13 protein-coding genes and 1 tRNA gene are annotated in these 14,296 nt (G+C 65.6%); 3 read left to right on the top strand and 11 right to left on the bottom strand.

All coding sequences use genetic code 11. The annotated features are described in order from the left end of the window. Positions 1 to 22: 22 nt before the first annotated feature. Both ACZIRK_RS24910 and ACZIRK_RS24905 read left to right on the top strand, forming a co-directional pair. Complete coding sequence (locus ACZIRK_RS24910) at positions 23 to 1,192, top strand: efflux RND transporter periplasmic adaptor subunit (protein WP_130227790.1); 1,170 nt, start codon at positions 23 to 25, stop codon at positions 1,190 to 1,192. Beyond that, positions 1,189 to 4,341, top strand: coding sequence for a multidrug efflux RND transporter permease subunit (locus ACZIRK_RS24905; RefSeq protein ID WP_130227789.1), 3,153 nt, complete (start codon positions 1,189 to 1,191; stop codon positions 4,339 to 4,341). Before ACZIRK_RS24910 ends, ACZIRK_RS24905 begins: the two co-directional genes overlap by 4 nt. Positions 4,342 to 4,448: 107 nt before the next feature. Here ACZIRK_RS24905 and ACZIRK_RS24900 read toward each other — a convergent pair whose 3' ends face one another. The 5 genes from ACZIRK_RS24900 to ACZIRK_RS24880 form a co-directional block, all read right to left on the bottom strand. Further along, positions 4,449 to 5,165 carry an ABC transporter ATP-binding protein gene (locus tag ACZIRK_RS24900; RefSeq protein ID WP_130227788.1) on the bottom strand — a complete coding sequence of 239 codons (717 nt, stop codon included), beginning with the start codon at positions 5,163 to 5,165 and terminating at the stop codon, positions 4,449 to 4,451. Beyond that, entirely contained in the window at positions 5,162 to 5,929 is a 768-nt protein-coding gene (locus ACZIRK_RS24895; protein ID WP_130227787.1) for an ABC transporter ATP-binding protein, read from the bottom strand. The genes ACZIRK_RS24900 and ACZIRK_RS24895 overlap by 4 nt, the downstream gene beginning before the upstream one ends. Next, positions 5,919 to 6,911, bottom strand: coding sequence for a branched-chain amino acid ABC transporter permease (locus ACZIRK_RS24890; RefSeq protein ID WP_130227786.1), 993 nt, complete (start codon positions 6,909 to 6,911; stop codon positions 5,919 to 5,921). The genes ACZIRK_RS24895 and ACZIRK_RS24890 overlap by 11 nt, the downstream gene beginning before the upstream one ends. Next, positions 6,911 to 7,774 carry a branched-chain amino acid ABC transporter permease gene (locus tag ACZIRK_RS24885; RefSeq protein WP_130227785.1) on the bottom strand — a complete coding sequence of 288 codons (864 nt, stop codon included), beginning with the start codon at positions 7,772 to 7,774 and terminating at the stop codon, positions 6,911 to 6,913. The genes ACZIRK_RS24890 and ACZIRK_RS24885 overlap by 1 nt, the downstream gene beginning before the upstream one ends. Positions 7,775 to 7,958: 184 nt before the next feature. Continuing rightward, positions 7,959 to 9,212, bottom strand: a complete 1,254-nt coding sequence (locus ACZIRK_RS24880; RefSeq protein WP_463328250.1) for an ABC transporter substrate-binding protein — start codon at positions 9,210 to 9,212, stop codon at positions 7,959 to 7,961. A 536-nt stretch (positions 9,213 to 9,748) separates the two neighbouring features. On the opposite strand from ACZIRK_RS24880, the gene ACZIRK_RS24875 reads away from it, so the two are divergent. Then, positions 9,749 to 9,822, top strand: a tRNA-Gln gene (locus ACZIRK_RS24875). A 107-nt stretch (positions 9,823 to 9,929) separates the two neighbouring features. Here the strand turns inward: ACZIRK_RS24875 and ACZIRK_RS24870 are convergent. The 6 genes from ACZIRK_RS24870 to ACZIRK_RS24845 all read right to left on the bottom strand — a co-directional run bounded on the left by ACZIRK_RS24870 (position 9,930) and on the right by ACZIRK_RS24845 (position 14,296). Beyond that, entirely contained in the window at positions 9,930 to 10,673 is a 744-nt protein-coding gene (locus ACZIRK_RS24870) for a lytic transglycosylase domain-containing protein (protein WP_245474871.1), read from the bottom strand. Positions 10,674 to 10,720: 47 nt separating this feature from the next. Continuing rightward, positions 10,721 to 11,215 (bottom strand): hypothetical protein, encoded by a 495-nt coding sequence (locus tag ACZIRK_RS24865; protein ID WP_130227784.1) that lies wholly within the window; start codon positions 11,213 to 11,215, stop codon positions 10,721 to 10,723. 15 nt (positions 11,216 to 11,230) lie between these two features. After that, positions 11,231 to 11,767, bottom strand: coding sequence for a YbjN domain-containing protein (locus ACZIRK_RS24860; RefSeq protein WP_130227783.1), 537 nt, complete (start codon positions 11,765 to 11,767; stop codon positions 11,231 to 11,233). 113 nt (positions 11,768 to 11,880) lie between these two features. Further along, positions 11,881 to 12,633: a hypothetical protein gene (locus tag ACZIRK_RS24855; RefSeq protein WP_130227782.1), complete on the bottom strand. Its 753-nt coding sequence runs from the start codon at positions 12,631 to 12,633 to the stop codon at positions 11,881 to 11,883. Between the two features lie 8 nt (positions 12,634 to 12,641). Next, positions 12,642 to 13,700, bottom strand: coding sequence for a peptidylprolyl isomerase (locus tag ACZIRK_RS24850; protein ID WP_463328248.1), 1,059 nt, complete (start codon positions 13,698 to 13,700; stop codon positions 12,642 to 12,644). After that, on the bottom strand, positions 13,697 to 14,296 hold the full coding sequence (locus tag ACZIRK_RS24845; RefSeq protein ID WP_130231502.1) for a hypothetical protein: 600 nt from the start codon (positions 14,294 to 14,296) through the stop codon (positions 13,697 to 13,699). Before ACZIRK_RS24845 ends, ACZIRK_RS24850 begins: the two co-directional genes overlap by 4 nt.

Here is a 14,296-nt window from a genome sequence, read left to right as displayed (position 1 = left end):
GTCTCCGAACCCATGAGCGCGCATGTCCAAGTCACGAACGATAGGCTGGCTCTTGCTGGTCGCCGCCGTCGGCGCCGCGGGCTATTTTGGCTGGCAGCGCTATGGCGGGGGGCACACCAAAGCTGACGGGCAAAAGACTGCCGCCGCTGCCCGTCCGCCCGTCCCGGTTCGGATTGCACGCGTCGAAACCGCCGATTTCCCGGTCTATTTGACCGGCCTCGGCACCGTGCAGGGCTTCAACACCGTCCAGGTCCGCACCCGCGTCGACGGACAGATCATGAAGATCGCCTTCCAGGAAGGCCAGCTGGTCAACAAGGGCGACGTCCTGGTGGAGATCGATCCGCGCCCGTATCAGGCCGCGCTCGACCAGGCCACGGCCAAGAAGCAGCAGGACGAGGCGAATCTCGCCAACGCCAAGCTCGATCTGCAGCGTTTCACCCGGCTCGGCGAGTTCGCCACGCGCCAGCAGACTGACACCCAGCGCTCCATGGTCGCGCAATTGACGGCGCAGATCGCCGCAGACGATGCGGCGATCACGAATGCGCAGACGCAGCTCGATTACGCGACCGTCAAGGCGCCGATCACGGGGATCGCCGGCCTGCGCCAGGTCGATGTCGGGAACATCGTCAATGCCGCGACCCAGACCGGCATCGTTTCGATCGCCCAGATCGAGCCGATCGCGGTGATTTTCACCGCGCCCGAGGACCAACTGCCTGACATCAAGGCGGCGCTGGCGGCCTCCCCGCCGAAGACCATCGCCTACTCCACTGACGGCAAGCGCCTCCTGTCCACCGGCGTTCTCGCGCTGATCAACAACCAGGTCGATACGACCAGCGGAACCATCCGCCTGAAGGCGGTGTTCGAGAACAAGGACCACGCGCTGTGGCCGGGCCAATCGGTATCGACGCGGCTCCTGGTGCGGACGCTGAAGGATGCGACCGTGGTTCCCGACGATGCCGTCCAGCATGGCACGGACGGGCTTTACGCGTATACTGTCAGCCAGGAGAACAAGGCGGAGCTGCACCGGATCAAGGTCAGCTACTCGATCGACGGCAAATCCGTGGTCGATGAGGGGTTATCGCCAGGCCAGCAGGTGATTACCTCAGGCCAATACAAAGTCTCGCCCGGCGTGCTCGTCAGCACCGCGGTCGCGAGCTCGGATGCGACGCAATCCAAGGTGAAGCCGGAATGAGCTACGGCATTTCCGCTCCCTTTATCCGCTACCCCATCGGCACCTCGCTGCTGATGGCCGGCATTCTTTTCGTCGGCCTCGTGGCGTATCCGCTGCTGCCGGTCGCGCCGCTGCCGCAGGTCGACTTCCCGACCATCCAGATCACCGCGAATTTGCCCGGCGGCAGCCCGGAAACCATGGCGACCTCGGTGGCGCAGCCGCTGGAACGCCAATTCGCGCAGATCCCCGGCGTCGCCCAGATGACCTCGACGAGCTATCTCGGCACCGCATCGATCACCATCCAGTTCGATCTCAATCGCAGTATCGATGGCGCGGCCAACGACGTACAGGCCGCCATCAACGCGGCGAGCGGCCAATTGCCGAAGAACCTGCCGTCGCCGCCGACCTACCGAAAGGTCAACCCGGCGGACTCCCCGATCATGCTGCTGTCGGCGACCTCGGAGACGCTGCCGCTGACCGAGGTGAGCGATGCCGTCGACGCGCAGCTTGCGCAGCAGATCAGCCAGATCTCCGGCGTGGCCCAGGTCATCATCGGCGGTCAACAGAAGCCGTCGGTACGGGTCCAGATCGATCCGGCCAAGCTGGTGGCAAAGGGCCTGTCGCTGGAGGACGTGCGCGCCGCCATCGCCAGCGCCACCGTCGACAGTCCCAAGGGCAATATCGACGGCGACACCCGCGCCTATACGATCTACGCCAACGACCAGCTCCTGAAGGCCGCCCCCTGGAACGACGTCATCATCGCCTACCGCAATGGCGGCCCGTTGCGAATCCGCGATATCGGCCAGGCCGTCGCCGGCCCGGAAGACGCCAAGCAGGCGGCCTGGGCCAACGGCCAGCGCGGCGTGTTCCTGGTCATCTTCAAGCAACCCGGCGCCAACGTCATCGACACCGTCGACAAGATCAAGGCAACCCTGCCGCGGCTGGTCGCCGCGATCCCGCCGGCGATCAAGATCGACGTCATCAGCGACCGCACCACCACGATCCGCGCCGCGGTCGAGGATGTGCAATTCACGCTGCTGCTCACGATCGGGCTGGTCGTGATGGTGATCTTCGTGTTCCTGCGCAGCTTCTGGGCCACGGTCATCCCGACTGTGACCGTGCCGCTCGCCCTGCTCGGCGCCTGTGCACTGATGTGGGTGTTCGGCTACACGCTAGACAACCTGTCCCTGATGGCGCTGACCATCGCCGTGGGTTTCGTGGTCGACGACGCCATCGTGATGCTGGAGAACATCACGCGCTATATCGAGGAAGGCGAGAAGCCGATGGCGGCCGCCTTCAAGGGCGCGAGCGAGATCGGGTTCACGATCGTCTCGATCAGCATCTCGCTGGTCGCGGTGCTGATCCCGCTGCTCCTGATGGGCGGCATCATCGGGCGCCTGTTCCGCGAATTCGCGGTCGTGCTGGCGATGACGATCTTCGTCTCGATGTTCGTGTCGCTGACGCTGACGCCGATGATGGCCTCGCGCTTCCTGCGCGCCCATGGCGAGACCAAGCACGGCCGCTTCTACCAGATCAGCGAGCGTGGCTTCGACGCCATGTTGCGGGGCTATCAAAACGTGCTCGACCTCGCATTGCGCTGGAAGTTCACGACGCTGATGATCTTCTTCGCGACGCTCGGCCTGTCGGTCTACCTGTTCGTGGTCATCCCGAAGGGCTTCTTCCCGCAGCAGGACGTCGGCCTGATCACCGCGACCTCGGAAGCCAACCAGGACATTTCCTTCGTCGACATGAAGCGCAAGCAGGAAGCGCTCGGCAAGATCGTGCTCGCCGACCCTGACGTCGCGACGGTGGCCATGGCCATCGGCGGCAGCGGCCGGGCGGGCAACAATGGCGCCATGTACATCACGCTGAAGCCGCGCGACCAGCGTTCCGCCAACGCGCAGCAGATCATCGCGCGCCTGCGGCCAAAGCTCGAGCAGGTCGAAGGCGCGCGGCTGTTCATGCAGGCGGCGCAGGACGTCCGCCTCGGCGGCCGGCCGACCCGCACCCAATTCGAATTCACGCTGCAGGACGCCAATCTCGCCGAGCTGAACGAATGGGCGCCGAAGATTCTCGCGAAGATGCAGACATTGCCGGAACTGCGCGACGTCGCGACCGACCAGCAGACCAACGGCACCACGCTCGAACTGAAGATCAACCGCGACACCGCCTCGCGCTACGGCATCCAGCCGCAGCTCATCGACGACACGCTGTATGACGCGTTCGGCCAGCGTCAGGTGACGCAATATTTCACCCAGCTCAACAGCTATCACGTGATCCTGGAAGTGCTGCCCGAACTGCAGGCCGGCATCGACACGCTGAACAAGATCTATCTGAAGTCACCGCTAACCGGCGAGCAGGTGCCGCTGTCGACCTTTGCGACCTGGACCAGCGTGCCGGTGCGCCCGCTGTCGATCAGCCACCAGGGCCAGTTCCCGGCGATCACCATCAGCTTCAACCTCGCGCAGGGCGTGGCGCTGGGACAAGCGACCAATTCGGTGCAGAAGGCGATGGTCGAGATGGGTGCGCCGCCGACGCTGAATTCGAGCTTCCAGGGCACCGCGCAGGCGTTCCAGCAATCGCTGAGCACTGTGCCGCTATTGATCCTCGCCGCGCTCGTGGTCGTCTACCTGATCCTCGGCATCCTCTACGAGAGCTACATCCATCCGATCACCATCCTGTCGACGCTGCCCTCGGCCGGCGTCGGCGCGCTCGCGATCCTGATGGCGGCCGGCTTCGACTTCAGCCTGATCGCGCTGATCGGCATCATCCTCTTGATCGGCATCGTCAAGAAGAACGGCATCATGATGGTCGACTTCGCGATCGCGGCCGAGCGCGACGATCACCTGGAGCCCGAGGCTGCGATCCGGCAGGCAGCGCTGCTGCGCTTCCGCCCGATCATGATGACGACGATGGCGGCGCTGCTCGGCGGCGTGCCCTTGATGCTCGGCACCGGCACAGGATCGGAAATCCGCCAGCCGCTCGGCTACGCCATGGTCGGCGGCCTGATCGTGAGCCAGGCGCTGACACTGTTCACGACGCCGGTGGTCTACCTCTATCTCGACAAGCTCTCCAATATGTTCGCGGGCTGGAGCAGCTCGACCGATGAAGAGGACGAGGAGGAGCATCGGCGCGAAGAAGAGCGTTCCGTCAAGGAAGCCGCGGAGTGAGCTGTTCGTAGCCCGTAGGATGGGTAGAGCGAAGCGAAACCCATTGGTTGCCGCCCGCGAAGAAGATGATGGGTTTCGCTTCGCTCTACCCATCCTACAAGGTCGCATCAGCCGCCGAGATATGCCTTCTGCACCTGCGGATCCTGCGCCAGCGACGCGGCTGTGCCTGACAGCACGCTCCTGCCCACCTGCAGCACGGTGGCGAAGTCGGAAACTTCCAGCGCGAGCTCGATCGATTGCTCCGCAAGCAGGATCGTCAGCCCCTCGCGGTGCAGCCGGCCGAACGTCTCGTACATCGACTCCACCACGGCCGGCGCCAAGCCGAGCGACGGCTCATCCAGCATCAGAAGTTTCGGATCGCTCATCAGCGCGCGGCCGACGGCAAGCATCTGCCGCTCGCCGCCGGACATGGTGCCGGCGCGCTGGCTGCGGCGTTCCTTCAATCGCGGGAAGATCTCGTAGACCCGCTCGAGCAATGTCCTGGCGCGCGTCTTGTCCCGCAAGGGCGTGGCGCCAAGCAGAAGGTTGTTCTCGACGCTCTGCTGCACGAACAGCCGCCAGCCTTCCGGCGACAAAGCAAGGCCCTTGCGCACGATCGCGAACGCGCTCTGCCCCGCGATCGCCTCGCCGTTGAAATGGATGCTGCCGGCATGCACCGGGATCAGGCCAGCGATCGCATTCAGCGTCGTGGTCTTGCCGCCGCCGTTTGAGCCGAGCAGCGCGACCACGCTGCCCGCGGGCACATCCAGCGAGACGTCGGAGATGCCGATCAGGTCGCCGTAGCGCACTTCGAGATGTTCGAGCCTCAAGAGCGGCCCGGTCATGTCGCGGGCCCGCCCATCAACTCGATCGGGGTGTGGCCGGCGGCGGCCTTGGCGGCACGGGTGCCGAGATAGGCTGCGATGACGGCCGGATTGGACGTCACCTCGCGCGGAGTGCCGCGCGCGATCTCCTTGCCCTGGTGGAACACCATCACCCGGCTCGCCAGCGACATGATCACTTCCATGATGTGCTCGACGATCACGAGCGTGATGCCGGAGCGATGGATATCGCGCACCAGCTCGATCGCAAGCTGCACCTCGCGCTGCGTCAGCCCTGCCATCGCCTCGTCGAGCAGGAGCACTTTGGGTTCGGTTGCAAGCGCCCGCGCGATCTCCAGCCGCTTGCGGCCGGGCGTGCCGAGCGAGCGCGCCGGCGCATCCGCAAGCTGCATCATGCCGACCTGCTCCAGCACTGAGCGGGCTTTGGTCTCGGCCTCGACGCGATGCGGCGTGCGCAGGAAGGCGCCGATCATCACGTTCTCCAGCACCGTCATGCCCTCGAAGGTCTGCGGCACCTGGAAGGTGCGGGCCAAGCCGAGCCGTGCGCGCGCCTCCGGCGACAGCTGCGTGATGTCGTGGTTCTCGAACAGCACTTGGCCCGATGTCAGCGCGAGATCGCCGGTGAGGCAATTGAAGAAGGTGGATTTGCCGGCGCCATTCGGCCCGATCAGGCCGAGGATATCGCCCTGCCCCAGCGTGACGCTGGCCGCATCGACCGCCTTGAAGTTGCCAAAAGCCTTGGTGACCCCGCGCGCTTCAAGAAGCATGGCCGGCCTCTTCGATGCCTTCTTCCATCGGCTTGGCCCGACGCTTCGCCCACAGACGGTTGATCAGGGCCAGGATGCCGCCGGGCTGGAAGCGCGCGATCAGCACGATGATGGCGCCATAGACGACGAAGGTCAGGCCGGCGCCCTTGCCGCCCAAGAGGCTGTTGGAGATTTCCTCGAGCGGCACCAGGATTGCAGCGCCGACGAATGGGCCGAACAATAGTCCGGCGCCGCCGAGCGCCGCCATGATCAGGATCTTCACCGAGATCAGGATGCCGAGCCCGGACTCCGGATCGACGAAGCCGAACATCATCGCATAGAGCGCGCCGGCGACGCTGGTGAGCCCTGCGCTCAGCATGTAGGCGTAAAGCTTGATGCGGCTCGCAGGCGCGCCCAGCGAACGCGCCGCGCGCTCGGAATCCTTGATCGCACGCAGGTAGAAGCCCATCCTGCTGCGCGTCATCCACCAGGTGATGCCGAGCGTGATGATCAGAACCGCCAGGAACAGATAGTAATATGGCAGCGCCGAGATGAAGGAGAGATCGAACACGTTGCGCGGCACGGTCGGGCCGCTCAGGCCAACGGCGGCGCCGAGATATTCGGTGTTGGTAACGATCAGCCGCGCGAGCTCGGCGACCGCGATCGTCGCCATGCTGAAATAGTGGCCCGACAGCCGCAGCGTCGGCCGGCCGATCACGGCCGCGATCAGCACGGCAAAGACGATGCCGGCGGGAATTCCGACCAGCGGCGACAGCGCGAAATGCGTATACGCGCCCATCGCGGCGTAGGCCCCGCAGCCGAAGAACACGACGTGGCCGACCGAAATCTGGCCGGCGTAGCCGCCGACGATGTTCCACGCCGAGGCTGCGATCGCATAGAGCAGGACCAGCGCGCCGAGCCGTTGCTGGAACGGCGTCGTGAACACCAGCGGATAAGCGACCACCAGCGCAAGCGCGATCAGGAGCCAGAGCGTGCGCCGCATCACGTCTTGCCCATCAGGCCCTGTGGCCTGAACCAGAGGAAGCCGAGGAACAGCGAGTACACCACGATGTCCTTGTAAACGGCGCCGATCAGATAGCCCGATAGCGACTCGATCACGCCGATCAGCAGCCCCGCGATCAGCGCGCCGGGCACGCTGCCGAAGCCGCCGAGCGAGACCGTGACGAAGGCGACGATGCCGAGCGTCTCGCCGACCGTCGGCACGATGTAGAAGAAGGTTGCGATCAGCGCGCCGGCAAGGCCGGTGGCGCCGGCCGCGATCGCCCAGGCGATCGCCTGCATGCTGTCGGGCCGGATGCCCATGAGCTGCGCGGCCGTCGCATCCTCCGCGACCGCCAGCATCCGCGAGCCGAGCGTGGTGCGCGTCAGCAGAAGATGCAGGGCGAGTGTCACCACCAGCGCGACCACGCCGGCCAGCAGGCGCGAGGCCTGGATGCGGATGCCGAAGATGTCGAAGGTGCCGCCGACGAGGTTTTCCGGCAGCGACAGGAAGTTTGCGCCAAACCACCAGAACACCGAATAGCGGAGCAATAGCGCCAGCCCGAAGGTGCCGAGGATCTGCGCCAGCATCGGCCCCTTCATGATGTCGCGGATCAGGCCGAAATAGACGATGACGCCGAGGGTGGCGAGCAACAGCGTCGCGAGCGGCGCGCCGATGAGCGGCCCGCCGCCGAGCAGCGTGTAGACGACGAACGCGACGTACATGCCGAGCATGACGAAATCGCCATGGGCGAAGTTGACCACGTTCATCATGCCCCAGACCAGCGTCAGCCCGGAGGAGAACAGTGCGTAGACAGCTCCCAGCAAGAGGCCGCCGACGATCACCTGAACAAGCGTGAAGGTCATGGATGTGCGCGTATTGTTCTTGGTTGAATCATTTGGCCGTCAACCCCCCTGACCACCTCTCCCGTCGGGAGAGGTCGGCGCGAAGCGCCGGGTGAGGGGATCAGGTCTATCGATAGAGCGTAACCCCTCACCCGATTTGCTTGCGCAAATCGACCTCTCCCGATGGGAGAGGTGAAGAAATTCATCACCAGCCCTTGTAGGGCATGATCGGCGTCTTCTCGGCGCTCGCCTTCGGCCAGACCGAGACGTAGTTCTCGCCGTCCTGGAGCTGGATGATGAGGCCGGACGCCAGGATGTTCTGGCCCTTGTCGTCGAACTTGACGCCCTTGTAGCCCATCATGATCTGATCGGGCTTGAGGTCGGTCGCCTTCAACGCGGCCTGGATCTTAGCGGGTTCCGTCGAGCCGGCGCGGTCGATCGCCTCGCACAGCACGAACAGCGCCTGCATCTGGCGCGCGACGGTATCGTCCATGTCATCGCCGCTCTTGTCCTTGTACATCTTGGCGATGATCGCGGTCGGCGAGCCCGCGGGACCGACGCTCCAGGACGAGCGGTTGAAGACGCCTTGCGAGATCTTGCCGACCGCCTTGATGAAGGACGGGTCGGAATAGCCGGAGTCGTCGGCGAGCAGCATCGGCGGCTTGTAATCGAGCGCCTGCATCGTTTTGGCGAACAGGATCGCATCCGACGTATAGGAGATCGCGATGACGACGTCGGGCTTCTTCTCCTTGAGCTGCAGCACCTGGCCCTGCACGTCGGTCGCGTTGGTGGCATAGGCGACGTCGAGCGCAACCGCGATACCCTTCTCCTTGAACGCCGTGGTGAGGGTGTTGGCGACGGAAGCGCCGTATTCGGTGTTGTCGTGGAGGATCGCGACATTGTCGGTCTTGGCGCCGGCGGCCTTCATGTCGTTGAGGAATTCGTAATAGACCCGCGCGAAATCGGTCGCGATCGGCGTGACGCGGAAGAACCATTTGAAGCCGCGCTCGGTGAGATTGGGCGCCACCGACTCGCCGTTGACGAAGGGGATGTTGTATTTCTCGGCAATCGCGCTCGCGGTCAGCGTGATGCCGGACTGATAGGCGCCGGTCAACGCCACCACTTTTTCCTCCGTGATCAGCCGCAGCGCCTGGTTTTGCCCGGTTGCGGGGCTGCCCTGGTTATCGGCGTAGACGATCTCGACCTTGGCCCCGCCGAGACCTGCGAGGCCGCCATTCTTGGCGAGCGGGAAGTTGCCGAGCTCGGGATGGGGGTTGTTGATGATGTCGAGCGCGACATCGAACGCATGCTTGACGTGAACGCCGATGCTCGCCGCATTGCCGCTCATCGGGAAGATGCCGCCGATCTTGACGGTCTTGCTTTGGGCCGCGGCATTGCCCACCAGCGCGGCCGACATGACGGCAGCCGAAAACAGCCCGATGACATGTGAAAATCTCATCTTCGAACGTCTCCACTATCCCTTGCCCGATGCCGGGCTTTTTATGCATGGGAAGCGCACGAGCCGTTGCAGGCCCGCCCCCAATTTTCTTGGTACACCAGCATCGCATGGCACCCCGACCTCGGCAAGCCAAGCCAGGCGCGAGTCCGCATGCGCATCACGCGAGCCGATCGCGCTATCGCTGCTTCAACGCTAGGCAATCGCGCCCTGCACGTACGTGCGCATCCGAGTGCGAGATGGCGCGTCACTGCGCGTGTTGACGCCGCGTCAGGCGTGACCGAGCGCTGTCGTTACAGGGTTGCCGCCGATGGCGACGGCCTCGCTTCAAGAATCAAGGAAGCATCGAAATCAACCGCTGCGCCGATCCCTACCTGCGGCCGGCCGCATTTTGCCTGGAAACACGCGCCATACCTGCTTGCCAAGGCCCTGACCGAACAGTAGAAGGACCTCGCAGCGAGGCGGCGATTTGCCATGATCCCGCCCGCCGGTATTGCCCCGGCCATAGACTTAAGCTATTGATGCCGTTGAGCAATTCTTGGGGAATGGTGTAACGGTAGCACAACAGACTCTGACTCTGTTTGTCTTGGTTCGAATCCAGGTTCCCCAGCCAGACTAGACAAATCCCACCAACAGCTTGATCGGAAACCGGCTTTTCACCGCGGCCGATGGAACGGCTCATAGCGCTGTCGCTCCATCGCCATCCGAGCCCAGCACCCCTCACCTTCCGCTGCGCACCTGCATGACGATTGCATTGAGCCTCGTATTGAGCCCAGCGAGATCGACGCGGCCGATGCCGGCTGTGCCAAGACACTTCTTTCCGCAGCCACCGCCTAGCCCCGCCGGCTTGCCGAAGGTTGCCGCCGGGACGCTGCCGGTGACGGGAAATCCGCGCGCGAAGAGCTTGGCGCGGACCGCGAGGCAGTAATTGACCGAGAGATGGGAGAAGCGCGTCTCCCCGTGGCCCGCGCGATATTTCATCGTCGCTGTGCAAAGGTCGCCGCCGGCAAGACGCCATGCCTGCGCAAGGTAGGTCACCCCGTAACGGATGTTGTTTTCGGGCATCGCGAGCTCGGCATTGCTTCGCGTGAAACCCAGCATGCGCGCCGTCGACGGCAGGATCTGCATCAACCCGATTTCGCCGACACCGCCGATTGCGCCGGGGTTATAACCGCTCTCCACCGCCATCACCGCCTCGGCAATGGCCGGCGCCAGTCCCTGCCGCCCGGCCTCCTTCTCGATCAGCGCGCGGTAGTAGGCCAGCGCGTCGCTGCGGTTCATCGGCGATTGGGGCTTGGCCGGAGCTGAAGAACCAGCCAGCGGTCCGGCAGACGGCGGGCCCGGTGCGGGAGCCGTATCCGCAGGCATCTCGATCGCGGCGTAACGGATGGGGAAACTCGCATCGTTCGCGGCTGGCTCCGCCCGGCCGGCAGCCGTCATCAACGCGGCGGATAGTACCGCCATTGCCGCCACCAAGCCGCGCCATCGCTGCGATGCCGGTGCCGGCACGTTCAATCCTCCACGCGTGTCTTCGGACGCAACGAGAGCCGCATCCGCAGCGGCTGCGGCATATCGAGCGGCGTGCTGCCAACGCCATCGCCGATCAGAAGCGTGGACAGATCATGCGAGGCGTCGTCGTCGAGGCCTTCCAACTCAATGCGCTGGACTTTGCCATCGGGCATCACCCATACGCGCACGACAATCGACGGGGACGCCGTCCTGGCATCAGATGCGCGCCTTGCGACCGCGTCATGGAAGCGGAGCGCCGGCGTCGATTCCGACGCCAAGCGCTCCTGCAATCGAAGCTGCAGGCGCTTGGCGAAGTCCTGCCAGGCCGCCGGCGCTGGGTCCGCGTTCAGCCTGCCATCCACGTCGGTTGCGGCCTTGGCCGAGATTGGCTTGGCCCCGAGCAAGACGGCAAGCGCGCCGAGCGCTGCGCCGAACCAGCGCGCGCTTCGTCGTCGCCACAAGATGCGGCTTCCGCCGGTATGGATAGCGGCCTTCATCCGCATCTGGCGCGGCTACTGAACCGTGTGGGGCAGGTCTGTCTCGGCGACGCGATCGCGATCCGTCGCGGGCGTCTGCAAGGCTGTGCTGGGAGCGGGTGCATTCGGCGCCTTGGCCTTTGCCAGATTGGCCAGTTCTTCGCGCAGATAGGCCACGAGCTGCTGCACCAGGTGATCCCAGATTTCGATCTGCGCCCGCAGATTGTTCTGCGTCACGCCGCCCGCCACCGAGAAATCGAGCGACAGAGCGAGGAACGGCGGGCTGAGCTGCAGGCGCGCGAACCGGCGGGTCGCATTCCAGCGGTTGACCAGCTCAAGCGGCAGTTCGCCCTGCACCTGCAGCACGGCAATGAGGGCGACATCGATGAAGCTCTGCTCGTCGCCGGCGATCCGGTTTCCGGGACGGACGTCGAACGCAAGCCCATTGGTCCCGGAGCGCAGGTAGGAGATGTTGGCGACCGGGTCGGTCAGGGTCTCGACGCGATAGCCGGCGAGCTGAAACAGTTCGCGCAGGCTGTCGAGCGTCAGTTTGGTGATCGTGGCGTCGGACATGGAAAACTCCGTAACAGGTTGTGGGTGAGCGGATCGTCAAATGGCAGCGGAATGCTGCCGGCGTGTGTTGCAGACGTTGCAGTGTTCCGACGACAATCGTTGCGTCATCGGCATCAAAGGGCGGCGCTTGCGGGCAGCACCTGGGAGGGCCATGGCGCCGTCCCGGGCGAACGCTCCTGCGCGATCAGGGCGCGCGCCGCCTGCGCCAATTCGGGCAGCACCTGGTCGGTCAGGCAATCGCAGGCGGCGAGGCCGAGGCCGACATGGCGCGTGGTGGTGCGGGACGATGCGGTGGCCGGCCCGCCGGCGTCTTGCGGATCGGGCACCACAAGACCGGAGCGTCCGGCGGCGAGGTCGGCGGCGAAGCGGGCCTCGATCCGCAGCACCGGCGCACGGGCCTCCTCGCCAAGCCGGTCGTTGACCGGCAGATGCGCCAGCGTCAGCCGCGCATCCGCGATCAACAGCCGCAGATGGCGCAGCATCTCCGCCCCCTGCGTCAGCACGTCGTCAAACCGGATCATGCTGCCGAGCAACAGATCGGTTTCGAGCTCGAAATGGACGCGCTGCCCGTCGACCGTGGCCGGCACCACCTTGCGGATCTGCCAATAGGTCACCTCGCCGATGCGCGCGTCATGGCCGTTGAGCTCCAGGCTGCAGCGGATCACCACACGGGTCAGGCCGTCGCCGTCGCGCGCGAGCTGATCGCCGAACTGCAGGCAGACCCGGCACCCGGCCGGCAGCACATGCCGCCGCCAGGTCGCGAGCACGGCGCCGCGATAGCCGCACATCGCAAGCAGCGTCCGCAGCCGACCGGTGGTCAGCCTCCAGTCCGGCGCCGGTTCGGCGATGGGCGGCACGGCGGCCATCGCACAGGCTACCGCGCCGCCGGCGTCGGGCCGCCGATCAGGCTGGAGAGCGCGAGCTCGTTGATGACGGGCGGATTCTGCTTGAGCAGCTCGGCGAGGTAGGCCCGCCGCAGCATCGCGGCGCGTTCGCTGCGCATCTGCTGCACCAGCACCTCGCGCACCTCCGGCAAGGTCCTTGTGTAGGAGGCCTTGGTGTCGGTGAGTTTGATGATGTGCCAGCCGTCGTCGAGCTTGATCGGCTCGGCGATCGCGTTCTTGGCGAGCGCCATCACCTGGGTGCGGATTTCCGGCCGGATCTGGGTCTCGGCCAGCCAGCCAAGCTCGCCGCCATTCTTGACCTCGCCGGTCTCGTTGGCGAGCGCGGCGAAGTCGGCGCCGGGGGCCTTCAGCTTGCGCTGGATGTCCTCGACGGTCTTCTTCGCCTTGTCCTCGGCCGCCTTGTCGGCGTCCTTGGCCACCGCCACGAAGATCTGCGCCAGCTCGAACTGCCGCGGCATCAGGAAGGAGGCCCGGTTGGCGTCATAGACCTTCTGCAGGTCGTCCTCGCTCGGGAAGCTCGCCGGCGGCGTCGAGACCTGCTGCAGATAGAGCTCGGCGACCGCGCTCTCGCGCACCCGGTCGAGCTGCTCGGCGATGGCCGGCTGCTGGTCCCACTTCTTGGCCGCGACCTCCTGCAGCACCAGGCGGTTGGCGAGCATCAACCGCACCGCCTGGCTGAGCAGGTTCGGATCCTGCCCGAACGCGGCGCGCTCGCGCGGCCCGAGCGCGGCGACATAGGCGCGGATCTGGTCGGCCGAGATGTTGGTGCTGCCGACCCGGGCGATCACGTCGTCGCCGGCGCCGGATTTGGCGGTGGCCGCGCCCTGCGTCGTCGCCGCCGGCTGCGGGGCCACTGCGGCGGGGGCCACGGGCTTCGGCTTAGCGACGGCCTGCACCGGACGCTGCGGCACCGGCGGCGGTGCCGTCTGGGCGGCGGCGGCCAGCGGGAGCGCGGCCAGCACCGTCGCCATCATCGACACACGGAAGGATCGCATCAGGGGTGCACCGCGGAGGGAGGAGATGTTCATGGTTCTGCCTTCTGGTCGAGGATCTTGTCGCCGCTGTCCTGGATGTTGTTCTGGATTTCCACCCGCCGCAGCCCCAGCATCGGCTCATGCGCGACGATGGTGTCGCCGATCGTGACGCTCTTGTACTGCTTCAACAGCTCGCGGCCGGCCTTCAGCATCTGGTCGTTCTTGGCGACGCAGCCCTTGGTCGCGGCCTTGTAGGCGTTGGCCTCGCCCTCGAACTTGGCCCGCGCGGCGTCCTTGTCGCGCGCGACATTGGCCGCCTCTTCATAGGCCGACTTCCATTTCTCCAAGGTCTCGTCGCGCTCGGCGAGGCGCTTGTTGAACTCGTCGACGGCCTCGCGATGCTGCTTCTCGGTCTGGCGGACCTGCGCCTTGGCGGCGTCGACCTGGGCTTTCGCCGCGGCCTTGTCGCGCTCGGCGTCGGCCAGCTTGGCCTGCAGCGCCGTCCGCTGGTCCTCCAGTTGCCGGGTCTGCAGGGTGGCGCTGCGCAGGGCTTCGCGCAGCCGGTCGGTCTCGGCATCGGCGCGGGCGGGTTCGAGATGCGAACACACCGCGACGGCCGCCGTGAGGAAGGTGAGGATGCGTATCTTCAT

It is taken from the genome of Bradyrhizobium sp. Leo114 (assembly GCF_055229415.2).
Note: the sequence above shows the minus strand (reverse complement) of the source record. Positions and strands in the feature narration are given on the sequence as shown.